Consider the following 21988-nt stretch of genomic DNA (forward strand, 5'->3'; position numbering starts at 1 on the left):
GGTCACCCCCGGGCCGCGTGCCGCTCGACGGCGGCCAGTGCACCGTCCTCCGCTCCGACGTGCACCACCCAGAACGTGCCCTTGCGCAGCGACAACTGCTGGGAGACCGGCGCGCCCGACCGGAGCAGCGTCTCGCGCATGAGATCGGCGACGAGCTCGCCGTGGGTGCACACCAGGACCGCGCTTCGTTCGGCGAGCAGTGCGGCGAACGCCTTGCGGGCCGTGTGGCGCTCGAAGGACGGGGCACCGCTCGTCGTCCCCGTGGTGAAAGAACGCTCGGTGCGCACCTCCGCGGTGTGCATGACGGAGTAGGGCAGCACGGTCTCGGTGCAGCGCGCAGCGGCCGAGGAGACCACGTCGGCCACGCCGAAGGCACCCAGCACCGTGGCCAGGGCCAGGGCGTCGGCGCGGCCCGTCCCGTCGAGCGGGCGCAACAGGTCGTGGTCGGCCCACGCGTTCTTCTCCCCGGCGGAGCCGTGCCGGAGCAGGATCAGCGGAACGGTCCGGGCCGGCCCTCGGCAGAAGTCGTCGAGGACCTGGCGATCGTGGTCGTAGCTGAGCCGTTCACGCGCCCTGGCGAGTGGGAACCACTCCAGGGCGTCCACCTCGTCGGTGGGTTGGAAAACGGATTCGTCGGTGGCGGTGGCCGCCCACCATTCGACCTGTTTGGGCCAGCCGTTCTTCAGGTAGCGCTGCGAGGGCAGGCGGCGGCCCAGTACCGGCCGCAGACCCGTCTCCTCGCCGACCTCGCGCACCGCCGCGGAAAGGACGTGCTCGCCGTTCTTGAGCTTGCCCTTGGGCAGGCTCCAGTCGTCGCGGGCCGGTCGGTGGACGAGGGCGACCGCACGGCCGTCGGAACCCTCGCGCCACAGCACCGCGCCCGCCGCACGGATCGGTTCGAGGTAGCCGCCGACCGCACCGCCGGGAGCCGTGCAAGGGCTCCCGACGGTGCCCGGGGTCTGGTCGTCAGCCATCGACGACCCGCAGGTGCCGGTCGCCGCGCAACGTGTTCTGGAAGTCCAGCAGGGGTGTGCCGCGGCCGTCGTGGGAGGCACGGGTCCAACTCCCGTCCTCGGCCAACCGCCAGGAGGACGTGCTGTCGGCCATGGCGAGGTCCATCATGCCGATCAACCGGACCCGCTGTCCGGTGTCGGTGATGTTCACCAACGCCTCGACCCGGCGGTCGAGGTTGCGCGGCATGAGGTCGGCGCTGCCGATCCACACCTGGGGGTCTCCGGCGTTCTCGAAGACGAAGACCCTGGAGTGCTCCAGGAACCGTCCCAGGATGCTGCGTACCCTCACGGTCTCGGAGAGGCCGGGAATGCCGGGGCGCAGCACGCAGCTGCCGCGAATCCACAGATCGATGGGGACGCCGACCCGCGACGCCGCGTAGAGCGCGTCGATGATGTCCTCGTTGACCAGGGAATTGGCCTTGATCCGGATCCGGGCGGGCAGCCCCTGCTCGTGGTTGGCCATCTCGTTCTGGATCTGACGGGTCAGCGACTCGCGCAACGCCCGGGGCGCTACGAGGAGCCGTCGGTAGTGTCTTTTGCGGGAGAAGCCGGTCAGGTGGTTGAAGAGGTCGCTCAGGTCCTCGACCAGTTCGAGGTCGGAGCTGAACAGCCCGAAATCCTCGTAGATACGGGCGGTTCGGGGATTGTAGTTGCCGGTTCCCACGTGGCAGTACCGGCGCAGCGTCCCGTCCTCCTCGCGGCGGACCACGAGGGCGAGTTTGCAGTGGGTCTTCAGTCCGACGACGCCGTAGACGACATGACAGCCCGCCTCTTCGAGCTTGCGGGCCCAACGGATGTTGTTCTGTTCGTCGAAACGCGCCTTGATCTCGACGAGGGCCACGACCTCTTTACCGGACTCCGCCGCCTCGATCAGCGCTTCCACGATGGACGAGTCGCCGCTGGTCCGGTAGAGGGTCTGCTTGATCGCCACGACCTGGGGGTTGACGGCGGCAGCCGCGAGGAAACGCTCGGTGGTGGCCGCAAAGGACTCGTAGGGGTGCTGGACCAGCAGCTCGCGCTCGCGCACAGCGGAGAAGAAGTCCCCGTTGGCGAGTGCGCGCGGCTCCACCGGAACCAGCGGCGCGTACTTGAGTTCGGGCCGGTCCAGGTTGTAAAGCTGCGACAGCCCGGCCAGGTTGAGCGGACCGGGGACCCGGTAGACCTCCCCCTCCTCGGCGCCAAGTTCCTGGCGCAGGATCGCGAGGACGGCGTCGGAGATGGTCTCCTCCACCTCCAGGCGCACGAGAGGGCCGAACCTGCGGCGCAACAGTTCGTTCTCCAGGGCCTGGACGAGGTCGTCGGTCTCGTCCTCGTCCACTTCGAGGTCGGTGTTGCGGGTGACCCGGAAGGCGTGGTGCTCGCGGATCTCCATGCCCTCGAACAGCTGCGGCAGGTGTGCGGCGATGACGTCCTCGACCGGGACGAAGCGACCGCCGTCGAGTTCGATGAAGCGGGGCAGGATCGAGGGGACCTTGATGCGGGCGAACATCCGGCGCCCGCTCTGAGGGTCGTGGACGGTCACGGCGAGGTTGAGGGAGCGGCCGGAGATGTAGGGGAAGGGGTGCGCGGGGTTGACAGCGAAAGGGGTGAGGACCGGATAGATGGTGCGTCGGAAGAAGCGCTGCATCCGCTGGCTCTCGGCACTGGTGAGCTCGTCCCAGCGGACGATGCGGATGCCGGCTTCGGCGAGCGCGGGCCCCACCGAGTTGTGGAAGCACTCTGCGTGACGCGGCATCAGCTCGTGGGCGACCTTGCTGATCCGTTCCAGCAGTTCCCTGGGGTGGTGCCCCCTGGGCGAGGACACTGCGACCCCGGTAGCCAGCCGCCGTTTGAGGCCGGCGACGCGGACCATGAAGAATTCGTCGAGGTTGCTGGAGAAGATGGCGAGGAACATCGCGCGCTCCAGCAGCGGTATCGCGGTGTCCTCAGCGAGTTCCAGCACACGCTGGTTGAACCGAAGCCAACTTTCCTCGCGGTCCATAAATCGGTCTATAGGGAGTTCTTCACCATTCTTGGCCGTATACACCGGTTCCACACTCACAGGTCGCAGACTCCCCCATTCCCGTGAACGGACGCCGAACCCGACCTTTACGCCGTGTTACGGCCATACATAGTTCCTTACCCGTTCTTCGGGGCGTTGCAGCACTTCAGGGAGACGATTTACCGCATTGAGAGGGTTACGGCCGAGTGATGAATCGCGAAATACCCTGCGCTACCGGACTTTGACGTTCGGACGCCTCCCCGAAACTCCACGAATTTCTTCGGCGACAACCGAATTCGCCGGCCGGCCATTGTCCCTCGGTCAACCTCCGGCGCCGGCCGAGGCCGCCTCGCTCGACTGGACCGCCTTGCGGACCGCCCTGCCGATCGTGTCGCCGGTGACGACCGTCTTGATCCGGCGCCGGCGCTCCCTGTTGGGGAGATCGGGGAAGAGCCTGCGGTGGGCGCCCGTCGCTCCCACGAGCGCGAGCAGCACCATGGTGCGGGCGTCGGCCCGGACCTCCCCGAGCAGGACCCCACGCAGATTCCGGCGCAGCTGGGAACGCCGGTCCGGATCGCGGGGATAGTAGTCGTCCCGGGGGAAGACCACCAGGACCGTACGCCGGGCGCGGTGCAGGGCTCCTTCGCGTGTTGACCGTTCCAGCAGACGTTTGCGCAGCGTTGACGACTGGAGTTTGTTCACCCACCAGTGCACCTTGCGGTTGCGCCGGCTCACCGCGATCCGATCCGCCACGGTGTCGAGGTCGGTGTCCCTGGACGGCGAGTAGCGGTCGGCGTAGACGTAGTCGGCATCGATGCTGATACGCCCGGCCAGCGCGAGGTCGGCCAACAGCGCTCCGGCGAGCCCGCAGGCCAGCCGGGTGGAGCCGACCAACGGTTGACCCTTGGCAGGGTCGTGGGCAAGAACGATCAGGTCCTCGGCGAGCGTGGTCATGTCCCCCCGGTTCGGTCGCGTTGACGCCCATTATGTGCCGGGGCGGCTCCGGTGTCAGACGAGCACGACCACGGCCTCAAAGGACGGTGCCCTGTAGCGCGGGAAAGAGAACCAGGCAGCTCACCCCGCCGTGCAGCAGGAAGTTCAACCAGATGTTGCGATAACGCGACCACAGGTAGCCGTACATCAGGCCGACCGGGACCGTCACCGCCGCGGTCATCGCCAGCTCCTCGGACACCGACGGGACGAAGCCGGCGCCCACCAGTTCGGCGGCCGCGCAGAGCAGGGCGGTCGCGACGATCGCCGGCCACCGGCCGAGCAGCGCCTCGACCCGGGTCTGTAGGAGCACGCGGAAGAAGAACTCCTGGAGCAGCGCGGAGGTGGCGATGGTCAGCAGCAGCCCCAGGAGCAGCGAGTACCCCTGGGGGATGCGCTCCTCGCCGACCGCAGCGGTCGTCCAGCGGAGGAAGACGTTGAGGTAGAGGTAGGCGAGCACCCCGACCAGGCCGGCCCAGCGCCAGCCCAGCGGAACCCGCGTGGCCAGGGTCATCAGGTCCGGTCCGGACACGTGGCGCATGATGCCCGAACCGCCGATGAGGATCAGCGGCAGGATCAGCAGGAACACCACCTTGGCCGTGTGGTACGCCAGGCCGGAGAGACCCGGGCTCATGGTCCGGAAGGCGAACTCCAGGAACCCGTCCCCCACGAAGAACCCGAACAGGCACGCCAGCAGGACCACGACCTCCTGGTTGACCCGGCGCCCGCGGAACATGTGGCCGACCTGACCGATGAGGTCGTCATCGGGGGGCCGGCGCCACGGGATGAACCGGACGCACAGCATCGTCACGGCGACAGGCAGCCACAGCGTCCACAGCTCGCCCGAGGAGAAGTCGTCGGTTCCCCTGATCCGGGTGGACCCGACGGAGTACAGGTAGACCGCGGAGACGAGAAAGACCACCAGGCCGAGGCACACCACCAGGGCCCGGGGCAGGCGCCCTGCGAGCGCGTTCTCCACGCGCGTCATCCTGCGAGCGCCAAGGACGGCCCCAGGACCAGGGCGATCGTTCCGGCACGCAGTCCGACGTTGAGCCAGATGTTGCGGTAGTGCGACCACAGATAGCCGTAGAGCAGCCCGGCGACACCGTAGGTGGCCACCGCGAGCAGGTAGTCGCCGCCCACCGACTGCACGCCCAGTCGCAGCAGATCCACGTAACTCCCAAGGGTCGCGTAGACGAAAGCGAACATCAACGAGGCGAGCACGATTCCGGCACCCCGCCCCAGCATGCCTTCCAGCCTGGTCTGCACCATGCCACGGAAGAAGATCTCCTCCGGCACCGTCACGACCAGCAGGACCAGCAGCAGGACCAGCGAGAACGCGGGACCGGACCGGACGACGTCCTCCCAGGCGTACAGCAGCACGATGCCCAGCACCACCGTGACCGCCACCAGTCCCGACCAGCGCCACGGCTCCCGCACCCCTATCGCCAACCGCGGCATGCTGCCCCGTACGCGGCTGAGGGTCAAGCCGGCCCGGTTGACCATCAACACCGGGATGATCAGCAGGAACGCCACCCGCGACACCGGGGTCCCCAGGTTGAGGACACCGTCGTCGTGAAAGATCGCGAAGATGTTGCCGAGCAGGACCGCGCCGACCAGGAAACCCGCCAGGCACAGCATGAGGTAGCTCAGTTCCCGGGAAACAGGGTGTCCCCCGAGCGTCTGGCGCACCTGCTTGTCGAGAGCCGCCGGCCCCCGGTCAGGGGTCAGCAACCAGATCAGCGGGATTCCCACCGCGGTGGGAATCCAGACGGTCCACAACGGCGAGGGAACGCCAGAAGAGTCGGCCCACCCGACTCCCGCGAACTCGGAAGCGGCTGTGACCAGCACGGACAGCGCGAACACCGCGCTTCCCGTCCACATCACCCATACGTGCGCTCTCTTCACCCGCGCTCTCCCCCGGTTGAAGCATCAGTGTGCCCCGGGCAACTCAAAAAGCTCGTGAATGACTACGGTATGTCGCGATTACCAGGCAACTTTTCCACTAAGCCCGATAATCCGTCACGCTGCGTATCATTCACCGATCGCGCGTGGGAAAGGGAAGCGGCTGTTAAGGCGAGACGAAGTGTTCGGCAAGCACCGGCTGCCAGAGTTCCTGTCGAGCGCCGCACCGAAGCGGTGTCACGAGACCCGATGGGACTTCCATGAAGACGCTGAAGAGGTTTGCGGCCATCTCACTGGCGGCCGGTGCGATGCTGGCCGGTACCGCGCTGTCGGCCGCCCCGGCATCAGCGGCGACCTACAACGGTGTGTGCGGTTCGGGCTACCAGGTCGTCAACTCCGCTTCCGTCGGCAGCGTGGGAACGGTGTTCTTGACCTACAACAGCGCCAACGGCAACAACTGCGCCGTGACCGTGCGCAACACCCCCGGTTCGGCCGTCCTCATGGCGGTGTCGCTGAAACGCTCCACCAGCATCCCCGAGAACGCGCAGCAGGACACCGGCTACTACACGACCTATGCGGGACCGGTCTACGTCTACGGCCAGGGCTCCTGCATGGACTGGCAGGGAATCATCGGTACCGCGAACACCTACCGCGAGAAGACCAACTGCGGCTGAGCGGTCACCGGGGTGCCGGGGGTACCGCCTCCGGCACCCCGGTGACCTCGCCCCCGGTACCGGTGGGACCGTGTGGGCTTACCGCACGGTCCGACAGGGCGGAAAGAGGGGGCCGGGGCCTTGTCGGCCCCGGCCCCCTCGCCTGCGGCTGCCCGTGCGCCCCGTGGACGCGTGCAGGCCCCGGTCGGCAGGATCGCCGGTACCTCTACACGGTGGTGAAGTCGCGCGCCCCGAGGAATTCCGGCCGGGGCGAGGAGGCCGAGAAGGGCTCCGCGCAGGTGTTCTCCACACTGTTGAACACGATGAGGAGACTGGAGCGCGGGAACGGCGTGAGGCTGCTGCTGGCCGCGTGCATGCAGTTGGAGTCGAGCATGGTCGCGCTGCCGGCCGGCCCGGTGAGCATCTCGACGCCGCGCTTCTCCGCGAGGATCGACAGGCTGCACTGGTCGGGGGCACCGGCCTCTTCGCCCTCGGGCGTGGAGCGGTAGCGGTCGTCCGGTGCTTCGCCGACGCAGGAGACGAAGGTCCGGTGCGATCCGGGCATGACCATCAGCGCACCGTTGTGGGATTCGTTGTCGGTGAGCGCGATGGCGATGCTGACCGCGCGCATCCGGGGCATTCCGTCCTCGGCGTGCCAGGTCTCGAAGTCGGACGTCCAGTAGAGGTCGGTTCCGGTGAAACGGCGCTCGTGGTTCACCCGGCTCTGGTGCACGTAGACCTCGGAACCGAGGATCTGGCGAGCACGCCCCGCCACTCGGGGATCCGCGACGAGACGGGCGAACAGCTCACTGATCTTGTGGACCTCGTAGATCGAGCGGACCTTGGTGGTTCCGGGCTCGACGACGACACGCTCGTCGCTTTGCAGCCCCGCATCGGAGCGGAGCCGGTCCAGTTCGGCCCGGTACTCCCGCAGCTCCTCCTGGGTGAGCAGGCTGTCGATCTGGAGGTAGCCGTTCTCGTCGTAGCCGGCCAGCGTCTCGGAGTCGATGGGGCCGTCGGCGGCGTCACCCCAGACGGCCGGGTCCTTGCGGTAGAGCAGTGCGGGTTCCGTGGTCTTACGGGTCGGGTAGTCGTCCATGGTCGGCTGCACGAAGTCAGTGGTCAGGACAGTCATTCCGATTCCCCCTGCGGGATGCTCCTCAAAGTTCTGGTCTCGGTGGCTGCCCGCCCCCGCCGGGTGGTGCGGGCCCGGTCCTGTCCGGACGGGGCCCGCACCACCCGGCGCGCGGCCGGGCATCGCGTCGGTCAGGCAGGCGCCGACTCCTCGGTGACGAGCGGGTACACGCCGTTCTCGTCGTGAACCTCGCGCCCGGTCACCGGCGGGTTGAACACGCACAGCACCCGGAAGTCGGTCTTGGGCCGGACCGTGTGCTTCTCGTGTCCGTTGAGCAGGTAGAGCGAGCCAGGCGTGATGAGGTGGGTCTCACCGGTCTCGTCGTTGGTGACCTCGGCCTCGCCCTCGATGCAGTGCACGAGCTCGATGTGGTTGGCGTACCACATCGACGTCTCGGTGCCCGCGTAGAGGACGGTCTCGTGGAAGGAGAAGCCGACCCCGTCCTTGGCCAGGACGATACGGCGGCTGCGCCAGGTCTCGGCGTGGACGTCGGCGTCGGTTCCGTCAACGTCGGCGAGGCTTCGAACAATCACGGTGCTTGTCTCCTTGGTTCTTCTCTCGGTGCTGCGCTTGGGTCCGGTCGGCCGCTCAGACCGCCAGCGGCACCTTCACGGCCGCGCGCACCGATTCGTCGATGATGTCCAGGCCCTTCTCCAGGTCGGGCACGGAGGTGGTCAGGGCCGGAAGCAGCTTGGCGACCTCGTCCTCGGGACCGGAGGTCTCCAGGAGCAGACCACGCTCGAACGCGGCGGCCGCGACGGCCTTGGCCGCCCCTTCCTGGGCGAAGGCGAGTCCGCGGGCGAGGCCGCGTCCCCGGGTGTGCGCACCGGCCTCGGGGTACTCGGCGGCGATGGCGGCCAGCCGGTCACCGACCATGTCCCCCTTGGCCAGGGTCTCCTTGCAAAAGACCTCGTCGCGCCAGTAGGTGTTCAGGGCGGCGGTACCGGTGACGAACGCGGGGTTGAATCCGCGGAAGGTTCCGTTGTGCTCGCCGGGCTCCCAGACGTCCAGCTCACGCTTGAACAGGGTGAGCGCCATGGGCAGGCCGTAACCGCTGATCGACTTGGAGAGGGTGACGATGTCGGGGGTGATGCCGGCCTCCTCGAAGCTGAAGAACGGCCCGGTGCGTCCACAGCCCATCTGGATGTCGTTGACGATCAGGAGGATCCCGTACTCCTCGCACAGCGCCGAGAGGCCGCGCAGCCACCCCTTGCTGGCGACATTGATGCCGCCCTCGCCCTGGACGGTCTCGACGATGACGGCCGCGGGCTTGTCCAGACCGCTGCCGCTGTCCTCCAGCAGGCTGCGCAGCCACAGGAAGTCCGGCGTCTGGCCGTCCATGTAGTTGTCGAAGGGCATGGTCGCGGTGTGGCCCAGCGGAACACCCGCACCGCCGCGCTTCATCGAGTTGCCCGTAACCGCGAGCGCGCCCAGGGTCATTCCGTGGAAACCGTTGGTGAAGCTGATGACCGTCTCGCGGCCGGTGTACTTGCGGGCGAGTTTGAGCGCCGCCTCGACGGCGTTGTTGCCGGCGGGGCCGGGGAACTGGACCTTGTAGTCGAGGTTGCGCGGGGCGAGGACCACCTCGCCGAAGGTTTTCAGGAAGTCGCGTTTGGCGACGCTGAAAGCATCCAGGCTGTGCACGATGGAGTCGTTGACGAGGTAGTCGATCAGCTTGGTCTTCAACTCGGGGTTGTTGTGCCCGTAGTTGAGCGACCCGGCGCCCGCGAAGAAGTCGAGGTAGGGACGGCCCGAGTCGTCGTAGACGTAGCTGCCACGCGCCTCGTTGAACATGACCGGCCAGTTCCGGCAGTAACTGCGGACTTCGGACTCGAGCTGGGTGAAGGTCTCCATCGGGCGTCTCTCCTTGTGTGCAGGGCGAACGTGGATGCGGTCTGGGCCGGCGATCGGGTCAGGACAACGGACCGATGCGGACCAGTTCCTCTGGTTCGTGTGGCTCGCCGGTGTCGTCGGGGAAATGCGCACGCTCAAACAGGGGGGTCCAGGCCAGGTCGGCACCATGGGTGCGGGCAAACGACGCGAACAGTGCCCGTGACGCCGCGTTGTCAGCGGTCACGGTCGCTTCGAGGTAGCGGATACCGAGGGAGGGCAGCCGCCCACCGACGTGGTCCAGCATTCGGCGGGCCAGCCGGCGTCCCCGGAACCCGGGGTTGACGGCGACCTGCCAGAGGAAGTAGGTGTCGGGCTGATCCGGCCGCGTATAACCGGTGACGAACCCGCGCAGTACGCCGGAGTCGTCGTGGGCGACGACAGAGGTGGCCGCGAAGTCGCGGCACCAGAGCACGTAGGCGTACGGCGAGTTGACGTCGAGCCCGGCGGCGCGGGCGAGCCTCCACACGTGTCTTCCGTCGTCGAGCGAAGGCGACACCAGTGTCACGTCCCCTGCGCCTTCGAGGGCTGCGGAGCGGTCACGAACAGTGGTGGCGTTGTCCTTGCCAGCGGAGTGGAATCGTTGTTGGGGCACGTCCAGGGACCATAGCGAACGTTCCTGAGCAGCAATTTCAGGAAAAAAGGCAGATATGTTTCGCCGGTGTTTCGCCGGGTAGATCTCGTCCTTTTGCCCAGAGTTGTGACTTTGTGCAACCGCGGCGGGGCGCGAAACCGGGCCGTTCCCGACCGTCGAACCCTCCGGGTCCACCAGGAGATACAGGGGATCCCGAGGGCAGCGCCACGGACAGCGGCACGTGACGCGCCAACGGCCACCCCTCGACCAACAGGGCCAAACCTAAGGGTTTCTGGGGGAATTTTAAGGGTGTCTTAGGTCACACGAATTCGGGCCAAAGGCTCATCTCGCCCACAAGGGCCGAGAGTTCGCGCTCCACGATCCTCCCAGGAGACGCGTACCCCCCCGCCCCAGATGGCACGACCGCCCCACGAATCCCCCGAACAGCAGGCGATTGCGCCTCCGAAAGAAAACCGGAGCGGACACAGCGAGCCCCCCGAGGCCGGCCGCGACCCTCGGTAAATCGTGTGACCTTGTCCACCAATCGGCACACGAACGATCAGAACCCTTGAAAATTGGATTAATTTTTTGCAGACTCCCTGTAGTACGACCGTTCGTAGTACTACAATCGGTCGAGATGCGTTGATCACCCCGCACCCGTATCGCGGAGCTCGGTCATCGCATGAGACGCGGTCCGCGGAGCGAACAACCCGCACCGACCGCTTTCCCCGCGGCGGATCGCCGCGGAAGTGCACGGAACCGAGCCAGGGATCGGAGGCGCCTGGTGAACCGCCTTTACCACGAGAGCGAAGACTGGGTTGAGCAAGGGGCGTGCCGCACATACGACCCCGAGGTGTTCTTCCCGGTGAGCACGACCGGCCCCGGGCGTCATGACGCGGAGCTCGCGAAGGCCATCTGCCGCAGTTGTACTGTTCGCCAAGAGTGCCTGCGGTGGGCGCTGCGCGCCGGGGAGGCGCATGGAGTGTGGGGGGCAACCACCCCCGAAGAACGCCGCTACATGCGCCGAGAGCTGCTGCCCATCGCGAGCTGAACAGGCAAGCGCGCAGCAGCGCCGGAGCCGCCGGGATCCGCCGATCCCGGCGGCTCCGGCTTTGGCCGTCCCGAACCGAGCGCCGTCCGGCTCGCGCGATTCGCCGAATGTTAGGTTCGAAACCGTGCAGCATCCCGGCAGGGGACCCTTGTGGCTGGCGCGTACGGCCTCGTTGGCCGCCGCGTGCGGCGGGCTGGGCTGGGCCGGGCACATCACCGCCGGCCAAGGCGACACCACCCTGACCTCACTGCCGGCCGCAACCCTCTTCAGCGGCATCCTGCTGGCCCGCTTCACCAGGCGCGAATGGGGCTTCGGGGAGATCTTCGCGGTCCTGGCCACCGCACAGATCGGCCTGCACCTGCTTTTCCAACTAGGGGCGCCGACCACCGTCGTCACCACGCCCGAGCACGGCACCCACCTCGTCGGCACGGTCGTCGGCTACTCACCCGGAATGCTGGTCGGCCACCTGTGGGCCGCACTGCTCACCGCAGCACTGCTCAGTCACGGCGAAGCCGCCCTCTGGACCCTCTTCGACATCCTCACCAGCACCCTGCCCACGCTGTACCGCCCCTGGGCACTGCACCTCCACCGCCCCACCGGCCGCTTCCGACCGCCGTCGCACGACCGTGTCCTCAACGACGCGCCACCGGTCCACCACCCCCGCGGCCCCCCTCGTGTTCAGTCATGCGCGACCCCCTAGACCGAACACCCGAGGAAAGGCCCCTCCGTATGTCCATCACACCAACGTCCACCACCCGCCGAATCGGCGGTCTGCTCGCCGGCGTCGCAACGGCGGCCCTGTTGCTCGTCGGCCCGGCACCCGCCGCATACGCCCACGACACACTGCTGTCGTCCTCCCCGAAGGACGGCGCGACAGTGGACAGCCCGCCCACCGAAGTAGAACTGACCTTCAGCGCCGACATCGGTGCGGGCGGCAACGGCATCGTCGTGATCGGCCCCGACGACCAGGAATACGCCGACGGAGAGATCTCCATCGACGGGGCGGTCGCCACGGTCCAGCTCGCCCCCGTCGAAACAGCCGGCGAGTACACCGTGAACTACCGGATGATCTCCTCCGACGGCCACGCCCTCGAAGACGCGATCACTTTCACCGTGCCCGAGAGCGCCCTCCCCGAGCCGACCCCGACCGAGAGCGCGCCCGCCGGGGAGACACCCGCGACGTCCACCGCCTCCCCGGCCGCCGGCACCAACCCCGTGGACGACCCCCTGTCCCCCTCCGGGCAGTTCGGTGACTACGGCCCGGCCATCGCGATCGTGGCCGGCCTCGCCGGAATCGGGCTCATCGCCATCGTGATCATCCGGCTGCGTCGCCACGGCGACTCCGGCAACTGACACCGCGGCGGCCCCGCACCCTTGGCGGGTACGGGGCCGCTGCGCGTTCGACCGCCGCTCAACCGCGGCGCACGAGCATGATGCTGATGTTGTCCCGACCAGAGGCGTCCATCGCCGCCTTCCAAAGGTTGTAGACAGCCGCGTCATCGCTGCTGGACTCGGCGATGATCTGCTCCATCTCCTCCAGCGTCACCAGGTCAGAAAGGCCGTCGCTGCACATCAGCCAAGCACCCGGGCCCGGAGCGGGATCCTCCCCCACATGCGGGACCATCGCGGTGTTCCCGCTGCCGCCCAACGACTGGGTGATGAAGTTCGTAGTGACCGGACGACCGTCCTCCGAAGGCGGTAGCGCCGGAGAATCGTCCTCGGACAATTGGATCAGCCGGGAGTCCTGGAGACGGTACGTCCGAGAGTCCCCGACGTTGAACCAGTAGTTGCCGTTGACCGTCAAGAGCATGCCGGCAACCGTCGTACCCATACCGGAGAACTCCGCGTGCAGCCCGGCGTGCTCCTTGATCTCCTCGTCGATGTGCTTCAGCAGAAGATCCACCGCTTCGGGGCCGGTCAGCTGAGGGCCGCTCTCGGCCATCCGGTGCACGGCATGTTCGGAAGCTATTTCACCAGCGGCATGCCCACCGAGACCATCGGCGACAGCGAGGATGACGGGATCAGCGATGGGCAGCCAGCAGTGAGCCGGTGCGTTCATCTCGGCGCCCGCGACCGTGAGTGCGCCAAGCACCACGGCGTCCTCATTAGCCTGGCGAACAGCGCCCCTGTGCGTGAGGGCCGTGACCTCGACTGCCCCACCAGCGACACCCATGCGCCCTACCTCCTGTTTCATCGGCAGCGACTGCCGAACAGTGCCAAGCAGCGCCCCATCCGGACGGTGGTTGAGGCGCGTTGATCATGCAACCGTATCGGCGGACGGTTGACCGTGGTCAAAACCCGCGTACATCATGGCGGAAAACGCCCCACTCCGCAGTCTCGGGCCCCCACCAACCGCAAACCCGCACCCACCCCCCGGCGCAAAACACCCCACCCCACACTCCCGGGCCCCCACCAACCGCAAACCCGCACCCACCCCCCGGCGCAAAACACCCCACTCCGCAGTCTCGGGCCCCCACCAACCGCAAACCCGCACCCACCCCCCGGCGCAAAACACCCCACTCCGCAGTCTCGGGCCCCCACCAACCACAAACCCGCACCCACCCCCCGGCGCAAAACACCCCACTCCGCAGTCTCGGGCCCCCACCAACCGCAAACCCGCACCCACCCCCCGGCGCAAAACACCCCACTCCGCAGTCTCGGGCCCCCACCAACCACAAACCCGCACCCACCCCCCGGCGCAAAACACCCCACCCCACACTCCCGGGCCCCCACCAACCACAAACCCGCACCCACCCCCCGGCGCAAAACACCCCACCCCACAGTCTCGGACCCCCACCAACCACAAACCCGCACCCACCCCCCGGCGCAAAACACCCCACCCCACAGTCTCGGACCCCCACCAACCACAAACCCGCACCCACCCCCCGACGCAAAACACCCCACCCCACACTCCCGGAGCGGGAAGCCGAGAGGTGGCTCCCCCAGCGGGGCGGGCCTGATTGTGGCTCTGCGGGCACTTCAGCGCACCTCCTGCCGGCAGTAGCCGCGAACACCGCCGGATCCAGGAAATCCACCGCCAGGAAACATGGGATCCCCTGTCACCACGGCGCTCCAGGAACCCACTCGTTACCGATAGCTGCCGAACGCTTCGACATGGTGCGCCGGAAAACCCACGAAATACGGCAGCGGAACCGACCGGAGGACAGGCTTCCTCAACCGTCGGACGGCCGCGCGGGCGACAGAGGGCCGAGGGCCGCCCCCTGCGCCCAGGGATCAATGCTGCGGCATCATCGTTTCGGCCGGACGAACGGGACCGTCAACGAACCGGCAGGGACGCGGCAGCCCGACAGACGCGGCAACAGCGACGGCAGGACCACGGCAGCTTCGGCCGTCCCTTGTGTCCAGGCGTTCAGAACCCGGCACCACTGCGTTCGCCTGCCGCGACAACCACCCGTTGCGCGGCGACGGCGTGACAACCCAGGTGTCCGACAGCCCCCTGGTCAGCCGGTGGCCTCGTGCGAGCGGCCGGCACCCATCAGCGGGAGAACCGTTCCCGTCGGATGGTCGGCCGTACCGGTGAACAGGCCGACATACGCCTCCGCCAACCGGTAGGGGTCCGCCCTGTCGTCGGCGAGCAGCCCGTTGATCGCGATTCCGCGCTCGGCCAACGCCGGTCCCAACGAGACGGCGAGGCTGAGCGCGCCGGCCACGCCCGCCGTGTGCCCGATCCGATTCGTCCCGCGTGCTCCACTCGCCTGGGGACCGGCCAGAACCACCCTCGCCCCCTCCTCCATGTGCATCGAGACCGACTGCACCAGCCAGAACGCGCTGTACAAGGTCGCCCTCAGGTCACGCTCCAAACCGTCAGCGTCCACCTCCAGCAACCGCCTGGGCTCCGGAGGGGCGGTCCCGCACACCACCAACAGGTCGATGCCGCCGAACTCCAGGGCCGTGTGCGCCACCGCTCCTTGACACGCCTTCTCGTCGGCGAGATCGCAGTGGAGAGGCAGGGCGTAACTCCCGAAGTCCGACACCAGTCCCGCGGTTTCCACCACCATCGAGTCCGGCCGGGTCTTTGTCGCCGCCTGCCCGTCCCCCCTGCGGGGGGCCGGCAACGGCCAGGCACCCGGCGCTCCGGGGTCGCTGACGACCGCGTCCGCAAGCGCGACGGCCGCGCCCTCCTTACCGAGAGCAGTCGCCACAACCCTCCCGATCTGGGATCCACCGGTGAAACCGCCTGCGACCAGGGCCCTTCGCCCCTTCAGCCGCCCGGATCGGGCGTACTCGGGAAGTGGATCAACGTTCGGCTGCCGTTGTGCGACCGACCACAGTCGGGTCGAAAGTCCTTTCGTCATGTGTCCTCCACACGGTCCCAATCGCCCGCGACCTCGCCGGCTAGGTGATCGGACGTGCCCGTGCCACCGGGACGCAAACACGCGCAGCGCGCACCGCGCGCATCCCTAAGAACATTCGCGCAGGTCAAGTGAGGTTGTTGAAGATGCTCTCAATCTGGCACAATAGAGCTCGTTGGGTGTCTAAGACGCAGACACGCCTTCGCCTTCGCGCGCTCGCGCCTGGCTGATTGAGTCCACCTCAAGCACCAGTGTAAAAACGAGCGCTTTTTGTGTTTCCCGAAAGCGATCAAAGGTGTGTCTCTCATGCGTCTGCCCTCCTCTTCCTCCTTCTCGTCTCTCTCCGACGACGAGTCATCATCCGTTCGCATTCATCCGCATGCCACCCTCGCGCCCTGCCCGGCGTCGAGGGCGCTCGTCGTTGCCGCGAGCGCGCACGGCATGTCAGGTCGCCGCCCAATGAGGAGTCGCACATGAAGATCGCCATGGTTTCCGAGCACGCCAACCCGGTCGGTGCCCACAAGGGCGAGCCCACCTGTGGAGACAGTGTCCACCTCACCTCGGTTGCCCGCCAGCTGGCCAAGCTCGGCCACCGGGTGACCGTCTACACCCGCCATGCCGACCCCGCGACTGCCGAGCGGACCCGAATGGGCCGGGGGGTGACGGTCGAGCACCTGACCGCGGGCCCCGTGCGCAAACTCGACGAGGCAGAACTCCCCGAGCACACCGCCGCCTTCGCCTCAGCCCTGACCACGGCCCTGACCAACGATGTCCCCGATGTGGTGCACGCCTTCGGCTGGAGCAGCGGGCTGGCGACGATGGCAGCGGTACGCGACAGCGGGCACGAGATCCCCACCGTGCAGTCCTTCCACTCCCTCAGCATCTCCGAGCGCCGCGCCGGCCTGCCGGGCGCCGACCGGGTCCGCCTGGAAGCCGCTCTCGCGCAGAACGCGGACTCCGTTCTGGTCAACTCCTCCGAGCAGATGTTCGAGCTGGCGCGGATGGGTGTTCCGCGCTCCACCGTCAGTGTCGTCCCCTACGGCGTGGACGCCGAGCACTTCAGCGTGGACGGCGTCCAGCAGGGCCCGTGGCACCACCGCCGCACCGGCGCCGGGCAGCGCCTGCGCGTCATCGCCGTCACCGGCCTGGGCCGCGAGAGCGGAGCGGACTCCCTCATCGACATGATGGTCCGCGTCCCCGAGAGCGAACTGCTGATCGTGGGCGGCCCCTCCGCCGACGACCTCACCATCGACCCCGACGCCCGCCGCCTGGAGCAGCGCGCCAAGGAAGCCGGTGTTGACGACCGGATCACCCTGACGGGTGCGGTGGACCGCAAGGAACTTCCGCGCATCCTGCGTTCCGCAGACGTCTTCGTCTCCACCGCGAGCTACGACCCCTACGGCGGCGCCGTTCTGGAGGCCATGGCCTGCGGGCTGCCGGTCGTGGCCCGCGCGGTGGGCAGCGTGACCAGTGCGGTACTCGACGGCACCACCGGCGTGTTGCTGCGCTCGGCCCGCCCCGACACGCTCGGACGCATCCTGCGGACCCTCTCCGCGGACGCCACCAAGCGAACCGCCTACGGAATCGCCGGTTCCGACCGTGCCGCCTCGCGCTTCGGCTGGGAACGGATCGCCGGTGAGACCGAGCGCATCTACACCAAACTGTTCCCGATGGAGGCCGAGCTCCCCCTCGCCGTCGGTGATGATGCAAACTGATTCCTGCACGCGGTGTCCGGGTACGGGCCGAGAGAGAATCGAACTCATGCGCGAAGTGTGAGAGGCGCTTCCCCGGGGGGCAGATTCTCCTCGGATCCGTACGTCCCGCCGGCGTGTCAGCGAAGATTCACACAGGAGTCATTCCTGGCTGGAGGGACAGGTGCCGGGTGATGGCATGAGTGCAGGACCCAAGGTCGAAGGCAGTAGTTTCACCCATGACGGACTGCTGTTTCATTCACCGTCAGAGCTGTGCGCGGCTGTCGTCCCCTTGATTCGCTCGGCGGCGGCGCACGGCGACCACATCGTCGCGGTGCTCGGGGCAGAACCCGCTGAGGCGGTGCGCCAGGTGCTTCCCGATCGGCAGCACGCCGCGGTGAACTTCGTGGAACGCGAATCCTTCTACGACGCGCCGGGACGCACGCTGGCTGCCCTGCACCGGTTGACGCTGCTGCACCCCGACCAGCGCATTACCGTCATCGGACAACCCGTACTGCCCGACGAGATACCGCTCGAACTACGCGAGTGGCAGCGTCTGGACTCGGTGCTGGGGGTGGCCCTGTCGGGCGCGCGGATGAGCCTGCGGTGCGTCCACGACGCCAACGCGCTCTCCGGTGCGGCGATCGAATCCATGTACCAGACGCACCCGGCCATGGTCGGCCCCGACGGACCGCAGCCGAACCCGCGCTGTATCGGGCACTCCGACCTGATGGCCCGCACCACCGCCGAACCGCTGTCCCCGCCGGAGGGGCCGGTGGAGGCGCTGGAGATCATCTCCGACCTGCCCACTCTGCGGGATCAGGTCGTCCGGGTGGCGACGGCCATGGGCGTCCCCAAGGACCGGGCCGGTGACCTGGTGGTGGCGGTCAACGAAATGGCCGCCAACGTACTGGAGCACGGCGCGGGCAAGGGAACGATCTCGCTGTGGCGCCCGGCCGGGCGAATCGTGTGCGACGTGTTCGACGAGGGCGGCCGGCTGACCGATCCGCTCAGCGGCTACTACCCGGTCGATTCCTTGAGCGTGCGCGGCTACGGGTTGTGGATCACCCGGCAGGTGTGCGACTTCATGGAGGTACGCGGCGGGCCGGGAGGCTCGATCGTGCGGCTGCACTTCAAGGTGTGATCGGGAGCGGTTCCGGGCTTTCCCCGAGAGTCAGGCGAGCGCTGCCTTGAGCGCGCGCCCGAGATCAGCCTCGATCGTGAGGACCTGGTCGATCCCGGCGATCACGAACAACCGGTGCACCGTCCCCTTGGGGGAGGCGACGGCCAGTCCTTTGCCGCGGTCGCGCGCCTGGCGATAGGCGGACACGAGTACCCCGATGCACCGGGAGTCGCAGAAATCCACCTCGGAGAAGTCCAGGACGATCCCGCGATGGGGGTCGTCGCCGGTGAGGTACTCGTCAAGCACGACACCCAACTCGGGCGAGGTGACCGCGTCGAGCTCGCCCCTCGGGGCAACCACAACCGCCTCGCCCTCGAACCTGGTCGTAATCCCGAATTCCGCGCTCACGTTTCCCGCTCACTTCGCCACCGCCGCGACCGCAGTCCCCGGCGTTCCGTCATCGGCGTTCCTGCCACGAAACCCCGAACCGCATGTTCGAGCTGGGGCCACTCGGCAACTTTAGCGCCCCGCTCCCCGGTGAGACAGGGATCCAAACGCCTGTCACCACACCGATACCGGTCGTCGCCACACCGTGTTCACTGTCTGGGCCCGCTACCACCGGCGGCCTGCTCGTCCATGAGCCGGCGCGCGACGTCGGCCACCTTCATACCGTTGCGCTGGGCGACCTTGCGCAATTCCTCGAACGCCTCCTGAGGTCCCATCCCCCGCGCGTGCATCAGGATTCCCTTCGCCTGGTCGATGACTGTGCGTGCGGTCATCGCCCGCCGCATGTGAGCCGCTTCACGAGTGGCGTCGGAGTGTCGGTCCGCGCTACGCAACGCGGTGGCCGCGTGTTCGGCCACCATCGCCACCATCGGCAGGACCCTGGCCGCCTCGAAGGCGTCGGCCCGGCCCGAATGCACGCCGAAGGTCAGCGTCTCGGCACCCATCGCACACGGGTAGGTCACCGAGGAGCGATCGCCGCACTGCACCGCCATGCTGGTGTAACCGGGCCAGCGGTCGCCGCGCAGGACATCGTTGACGAGCACCGCGTGGCCCTCCCGCACCGCCTCGACGGCCGGCCCCTGGTCGGTGGTGTACTGGTGCTCGAAGGCCATGGCGAGGTCGGAGTGCGAGGCGCCGTAGTCCACGACGACGTGCCGGCCGACGATTCCCGCCGCGTCGTCGGGCCGGACGTCGCGCCAGATGACGACCAGCGCCGCGGAGCAGTTGGGGATCTCACGCGCGGCCACCTTTCCGACCTGGTCGAGCGCCCGCTCCGGTGCACCCGCCGCGCTTTGGGCGAGCGCGCCGATGTCGCGCGCCAATCGTTCGACCCACATCGACATCACGTCCCTCCCCTGTCCGCCTCTGGCGCCTGTCACGCCTGTGCCCTATACCTGGCTCCACGGTAGCCATCGTTTCCGCGTTCCACCGCATGCGTTAGCGTCAAACGAAAGGAAACCGATGTCAGGAGCCACGAGCTTGCCGGAGAACCTCGCCGACCTCGAACGCGCGATCACCGAGCTGAGCGAGCGGGTCGAGGCGCTGCGCACCACCCACACGACCTACCCCGACGACGCGGCCGGCACAGCCGGCGCGGCGCTCGCGGAGCTTGGCTTCGCCGAGCGGCTGCTGCGCGACTGCGGGAGCCAGCTGGCGACGCTGACCGGCGCGGGGCGCAACCGCCGCGGGACGCAGCACGACGACGAGCGGGTCGTACTGCGCGCGGTGTTCAACGAGTTGAGCATCCCGGTGGTCCTGTTGGACCACCTAGGCTACATCCGCCGGATCAACACCATCGGTGCACAACATCTGGGCAGCTCTCCCGGTTACCTGACCGGCAAGCCGCTGTCGATCTTCGTGGACCTGCGCCGGCGCGCGGCCATGCGCTCCTGGCTCGCCACCGTCCTCCAGGGCGGGGAGCCCGCGTCGTTCGACTCACGGCTGGCGCGGCGCGGTTGGGCCGAGGACGTCCACTTGACGCTGAGCCGGCTGGACGTGCCCACCGAGCCCCACCCCCTGGTGCTGGTGGCGATGTCGCCGCCGCTGGCCACCAGCACCGCTGTGGGACCGGCCCCGTTGGAGGCCGAGGTCGAAGACCAGGTGGTGGTGCTGGCTGCCCGACGACTGGACGTATTGACCCGGATGACCCGACTGTTGCTGCGCAGCGCCGGTCCCGGTGGGGAGGGCCGCCCACTCGCGTTGGACGACGCGGCGGCACTGCTGGCCGACTCCTACGCCGACTGGGTCGTGATCGACGTGTGCGACCTCCCCGACCCGGACCTGGCGCGCCGCGCGGTGGTGGCCGGCCCGGAGGAGGGCCCGCAGAACAAACTGGTGCGCTCGTTGGACCCGATGGCCGCGGAGATCCCACGGGAGGTACTGGCCAGAGGCGACTCGATCCTGAGCCAGTTGATCGAGGACGAGGCGATGCTCGGCCTGGACGGCGACGGTGTTCCCGTGCTGAGCACCCTGGGCGCGGGATCTCTGCTCAGCGTTCCGCTGCGGGGCAGCCGGGGGGTGCGCGGGGCCCTCACCCTCATCCGACGCAGCAACCGGGGCTCTTTCAGGCTCGCCGACCTCGGACTGATCGAGGAGATCGGCGAGCACATCGGCCTGGCCCTACCGCCCCGCCCCGGCTCTGCCTGAGGATGCCTCGGGGCCGCGCCCGTGGGCACCGATGCCGTGGCGCCCACCCGGGTCGGGCGGGGGCTCTTCCGGGTTGCGGATCGGTGGCCCCCGCACCAGGGCCGGGCCGCCCTGGACGCGTTCGGCAGGGTGTAACGGCGGGTGGTGTTCAGGTCGGCGTGGCCCATCAGCTCTGCGACCAGGACCACGTCTACCAGGGCGGGGGCCACCTCGCCGCGGCCGCGCACGAGGTCGGTGCCGAAGGTGTGGCGCAGCACGTGCGGGCCGAACGCCTCCCCGTCAACCGCCGGCCCGGTTCCCGCCGCAGCCTCGAGAGCGGACACCACGGTGTTGGCGGCCCGGGTGGACAGCGCCCCGCCGTCGCGGTTGCGGCAAAGGAGGCGATGCCGGCGCTCTGGTTCAACTCGTCCAACCCCAGGCCCAGGCTCGGGAACACCAGCGGTGCCGCGGCGGACCCGCCCGGTACCACCCGTGTTTCATGCGCCGATTCTCCCCTGCCCACAGGGGATAGACAGGTTTCGCCGAAAACGCCGCCCCTTCTTCGAAGCAGCGGATCGCGAGGAATCAGCGTCACCGATGAGAAGGCCGACGACTAGACGAGTCGCCGGCGTGCACCCAGCGGCAGGCAGGCACGGTGCCAACGGCCAGCGCCCCTTCCCCGTGTACGTGGCCCGCCCCTCTTCAGGATCCGCCTGCGGAACGGTCGCGCTCGACCATCAAGACCAAGACGCCCACCGCCGCCCCGAACCCGGCACCGGCGGCCAGCAAAGCGTCGGGCCACGAAGCCCCGGCCGCCAACCTCAACGCCCCCGCCAGTGCCGCGCACCCCGTACTGCCCAAGAGGATCAGCGCCGCGCGCACCTCGATCATCCCTGCTCCCTTCACGCCGGAACTTCTCGTCACAATCCAGCCTGAGGGCAGCGAAAACCTGATGCTCCGCCCGCATCCTCAAGCCCGCACCAGAGCACGAGAACGCCTGTTCCCCCCGAAACCGAGCCTGTGGTGGGCTAATCTCGT

General features: G+C 68.2%; 22 protein-coding genes and 1 pseudogene. 8 read left to right on the plus strand and 15 right to left on the minus strand.

What is annotated here, in order from left to right; all coding sequences use genetic code 11:
* Positions 1-2: 2 nt before the first annotated feature.
* From AC0VYP_RS21455 to AC0VYP_RS21475, 5 genes are all read right to left on the minus strand, one after another.
* On the minus strand, positions 3-974 hold the full coding sequence (locus AC0VYP_RS21455) for an NUDIX hydrolase (protein WP_285758649.1): 972 nt from the start codon (positions 972-974) through the stop codon (positions 3-5).
* Entirely contained in the window at positions 967-3054 is a 2088-nt protein-coding gene (locus tag AC0VYP_RS21460) for an RNA degradosome polyphosphate kinase (RefSeq protein WP_475471521.1), read from the minus strand. Before AC0VYP_RS21460 ends, AC0VYP_RS21455 begins: the two co-directional genes overlap by 8 nt.
* A 261-nt stretch (positions 3055-3315) precedes the next feature.
* Positions 3316-3948 carry a GOLPH3/VPS74 family protein gene (locus AC0VYP_RS21465; protein WP_475471523.1) on the minus strand — a complete coding sequence of 211 codons (633 nt, stop codon included), beginning with the start codon at positions 3946-3948 and terminating at the stop codon, positions 3316-3318.
* A gap of 76 nt (positions 3949-4024) precedes the next feature.
* Positions 4025-4963 carry a lysostaphin resistance A-like protein gene (locus AC0VYP_RS21470; RefSeq protein ID WP_475471524.1) on the minus strand — a complete coding sequence of 313 codons (939 nt, stop codon included), beginning with the start codon at positions 4961-4963 and terminating at the stop codon, positions 4025-4027.
* 5 nt (positions 4964-4968) lie between these two features.
* Entirely contained in the window at positions 4969-5892 is a 924-nt protein-coding gene (locus tag AC0VYP_RS21475) for a lysostaphin resistance A-like protein (protein ID WP_475471526.1), read from the minus strand.
* Positions 5893-6149: 257 nt separating this feature from the next.
* Here AC0VYP_RS21475 and AC0VYP_RS21480 point away from each other — a divergent pair, with 257 nt between their 5' ends.
* A complete protein-coding gene (locus AC0VYP_RS21480) occupies positions 6150-6563 on the plus strand; it encodes a spore-associated protein A (RefSeq protein WP_285758643.1) in 414 nt (137 codons plus the stop codon).
* Between the two features lie 205 nt (positions 6564-6768).
* On the opposite strand, the gene thpD is transcribed toward AC0VYP_RS21480, so the two are convergent.
* The 4 genes from thpD to ectA form a co-directional block, all read right to left on the minus strand.
* Positions 6769-7677, minus strand: a complete 909-nt coding sequence (gene thpD, locus AC0VYP_RS21485) for an ectoine hydroxylase (RefSeq protein WP_285758642.1) — start codon at positions 7675-7677, stop codon at positions 6769-6771.
* A 131-nt stretch (positions 7678-7808) separates the two neighbouring features.
* Entirely contained in the window at positions 7809-8210 is a 402-nt protein-coding gene (locus AC0VYP_RS21490) for an ectoine synthase (RefSeq protein WP_285758641.1), read from the minus strand.
* Positions 8211-8265: 55 nt separating this feature from the next.
* Complete coding sequence (gene ectB, locus AC0VYP_RS21495; RefSeq protein WP_475471529.1) at positions 8266-9531, minus strand: diaminobutyrate--2-oxoglutarate transaminase; 1266 nt, start codon at positions 9529-9531, stop codon at positions 8266-8268.
* A gap of 58 nt (positions 9532-9589) precedes the next feature.
* Positions 9590-10162: a diaminobutyrate acetyltransferase gene (gene ectA / locus AC0VYP_RS21500; RefSeq protein ID WP_475471530.1), complete on the minus strand. Its 573-nt coding sequence runs from the start codon at positions 10160-10162 to the stop codon at positions 9590-9592.
* A 763-nt stretch (positions 10163-10925) separates the two neighbouring features.
* On the opposite strand from ectA, the gene AC0VYP_RS21505 reads away from it, so the two are divergent.
* The 3 genes from AC0VYP_RS21505 to AC0VYP_RS21515 all read left to right on the plus strand — a co-directional run bounded on the left by AC0VYP_RS21505 (position 10926) and on the right by AC0VYP_RS21515 (position 12545).
* The gene (locus AC0VYP_RS21505; RefSeq protein ID WP_285758638.1) at positions 10926-11192 is read left to right on the plus strand and encodes a WhiB family transcriptional regulator; all 267 of its coding nucleotides are present in this window, start codon (positions 10926-10928) and stop codon (positions 11190-11192) included.
* A 124-nt stretch (positions 11193-11316) separates the two neighbouring features.
* A complete protein-coding gene (locus tag AC0VYP_RS21510; RefSeq protein WP_475471531.1) occupies positions 11317-11892 on the plus strand; it encodes a copper resistance protein in 576 nt (191 codons plus the stop codon).
* Positions 11893-11921: 29 nt separating this feature from the next.
* Entirely contained in the window at positions 11922-12545 is a 624-nt protein-coding gene (locus tag AC0VYP_RS21515) for a copper resistance CopC family protein (RefSeq protein ID WP_285758636.1), read from the plus strand.
* Positions 12546-12603: 58 nt separating this feature from the next.
* On the opposite strand, the gene AC0VYP_RS21520 is transcribed toward AC0VYP_RS21515, so the two are convergent.
* The gene (locus tag AC0VYP_RS21520; protein WP_475474326.1) at positions 12604-13251 is read right to left on the minus strand and encodes a PP2C family protein-serine/threonine phosphatase; all 648 of its coding nucleotides are present in this window, start codon (positions 13249-13251) and stop codon (positions 12604-12606) included.
* On the opposite strand from AC0VYP_RS21520, the gene AC0VYP_RS21525 reads away from it, so the two are divergent.
* On the plus strand, positions 13147-13449 hold the full coding sequence (locus AC0VYP_RS21525; RefSeq protein ID WP_285758804.1) for a hypothetical protein: 303 nt from the start codon (positions 13147-13149) through the stop codon (positions 13447-13449). The genes AC0VYP_RS21520 and AC0VYP_RS21525 overlap by 105 nt on opposite strands.
* A gap of 1204 nt (positions 13450-14653) precedes the next feature.
* Here AC0VYP_RS21525 and AC0VYP_RS21530 read toward each other — a convergent pair.
* Positions 14654-15508 (minus strand): SDR family oxidoreductase, encoded by an 855-nt coding sequence (locus AC0VYP_RS21530; protein ID WP_285758634.1) that lies wholly within the window; start codon positions 15506-15508, stop codon positions 14654-14656.
* A 470-nt stretch (positions 15509-15978) separates the two neighbouring features.
* On the opposite strand from AC0VYP_RS21530, the gene AC0VYP_RS21535 reads away from it, so the two are divergent.
* Both AC0VYP_RS21535 and AC0VYP_RS21540 read left to right on the plus strand, forming a co-directional pair.
* On the plus strand, positions 15979-17220 hold the full coding sequence (locus AC0VYP_RS21535; RefSeq protein WP_475471534.1) for a glycosyltransferase: 1242 nt from the start codon (positions 15979-15981) through the stop codon (positions 17218-17220).
* A gap of 175 nt (positions 17221-17395) precedes the next feature.
* Positions 17396-18340 carry an ATP-binding protein gene (locus tag AC0VYP_RS21540; RefSeq protein ID WP_285758630.1) on the plus strand — a complete coding sequence of 315 codons (945 nt, stop codon included), beginning with the start codon at positions 17396-17398 and terminating at the stop codon, positions 18338-18340.
* A 30-nt stretch (positions 18341-18370) separates the two neighbouring features.
* On the opposite strand, the gene AC0VYP_RS21545 is transcribed toward AC0VYP_RS21540, so the two are convergent.
* Together AC0VYP_RS21545 and AC0VYP_RS21550 are read right to left on the minus strand one after the other, a co-directional pair.
* On the minus strand, positions 18371-18727 hold the full coding sequence (locus tag AC0VYP_RS21545; RefSeq protein WP_285758628.1) for an STAS domain-containing protein: 357 nt from the start codon (positions 18725-18727) through the stop codon (positions 18371-18373).
* Between the two features lie 188 nt (positions 18728-18915).
* Entirely contained in the window at positions 18916-19662 is a 747-nt protein-coding gene (locus AC0VYP_RS21550) for an ANTAR domain-containing response regulator (protein WP_475474328.1), read from the minus strand.
* 142 nt (positions 19663-19804) lie between these two features.
* On the opposite strand from AC0VYP_RS21550, the gene AC0VYP_RS21555 reads away from it, so the two are divergent.
* Entirely contained in the window at positions 19805-20971 is a 1167-nt protein-coding gene (locus AC0VYP_RS21555; protein WP_285758788.1) for a GAF domain-containing protein, read from the plus strand.
* A gap of 176 nt (positions 20972-21147) precedes the next feature.
* Here AC0VYP_RS21555 and AC0VYP_RS21560 read toward each other — a convergent pair.
* Both AC0VYP_RS21560 and AC0VYP_RS21565 read right to left on the minus strand, forming a co-directional pair.
* A pseudogene (locus AC0VYP_RS21560) lies at positions 21148-21321 on the minus strand (hypothetical protein); the annotation flags it as partial.
* A 331-nt stretch (positions 21322-21652) separates the two neighbouring features.
* Complete coding sequence (locus AC0VYP_RS21565; protein WP_285758626.1) at positions 21653-21841, minus strand: hypothetical protein; 189 nt, start codon at positions 21839-21841, stop codon at positions 21653-21655.
* Positions 21842-21988: the final 147 nt, after the last annotated feature.

The organism is Nocardiopsis sp. iso_186 (genome assembly GCF_056173365.1).

What these genes read in the sequence shown, in the direction of transcription:
- AC0VYP_RS21455 (WP_285758649.1), bottom strand. Translation starts at nt 974, where the DNA reads ATGGCTGACGACCAGACCCCGGGCACCGTCGGGAGCCCTTGCACGGCT.
- AC0VYP_RS21520 (WP_475474326.1), bottom strand. Translation starts at nt 13,251, where the DNA reads ATGAACGCACCGGCTCACTGCTGGCTGCCCATCGCTGATCCCGTCATC.
- AC0VYP_RS21525 (WP_285758804.1), top strand. Translation starts at nt 13,147, where the DNA reads ATGTTCGGAAGCTATTTCACCAGCGGCATGCCCACCGAGACCATCGGC.
- AC0VYP_RS21465 (WP_475471523.1), bottom strand. Translation starts at nt 3,948, where the DNA reads ATGACCACGCTCGCCGAGGACCTGATCGTTCTTGCCCACGACCCTGCC.
- AC0VYP_RS21550 (WP_475474328.1), bottom strand. Translation starts at nt 19,662, where the DNA reads ATGTGGGTCGAACGATTGGCGCGCGACATCGGCGCGCTCGCCCAAAGC.
- AC0VYP_RS21540 (WP_285758630.1), top strand. Translation starts at nt 17,396, where the DNA reads ATGAGTGCAGGACCCAAGGTCGAAGGCAGTAGTTTCACCCATGACGGA.
- AC0VYP_RS21565 (WP_285758626.1), bottom strand. Translation starts at nt 21,841, where the DNA reads ATGATCGAGGTGCGCGCGGCGCTGATCCTCTTGGGCAGTACGGGGTGC.
- AC0VYP_RS21530 (WP_285758634.1), bottom strand. Translation starts at nt 15,508, where the DNA reads ATGACGAAAGGACTTTCGACCCGACTGTGGTCGGTCGCACAACGGCAG.
- AC0VYP_RS21515 (WP_285758636.1), top strand. Translation starts at nt 11,922, where the DNA reads ATGTCCATCACACCAACGTCCACCACCCGCCGAATCGGCGGTCTGCTC.
- AC0VYP_RS21535 (WP_475471534.1), top strand. Translation starts at nt 15,979, where the DNA reads ATGAAGATCGCCATGGTTTCCGAGCACGCCAACCCGGTCGGTGCCCAC.
- ectB (WP_475471529.1), bottom strand. Translation starts at nt 9,531, where the DNA reads ATGGAGACCTTCACCCAGCTCGAGTCCGAAGTCCGCAGTTACTGCCGG.
- thpD (WP_285758642.1), bottom strand. Translation starts at nt 7,677, where the DNA reads ATGACTGTCCTGACCACTGACTTCGTGCAGCCGACCATGGACGACTAC.
- AC0VYP_RS21480 (WP_285758643.1), top strand. Translation starts at nt 6,150, where the DNA reads ATGAAGACGCTGAAGAGGTTTGCGGCCATCTCACTGGCGGCCGGTGCG.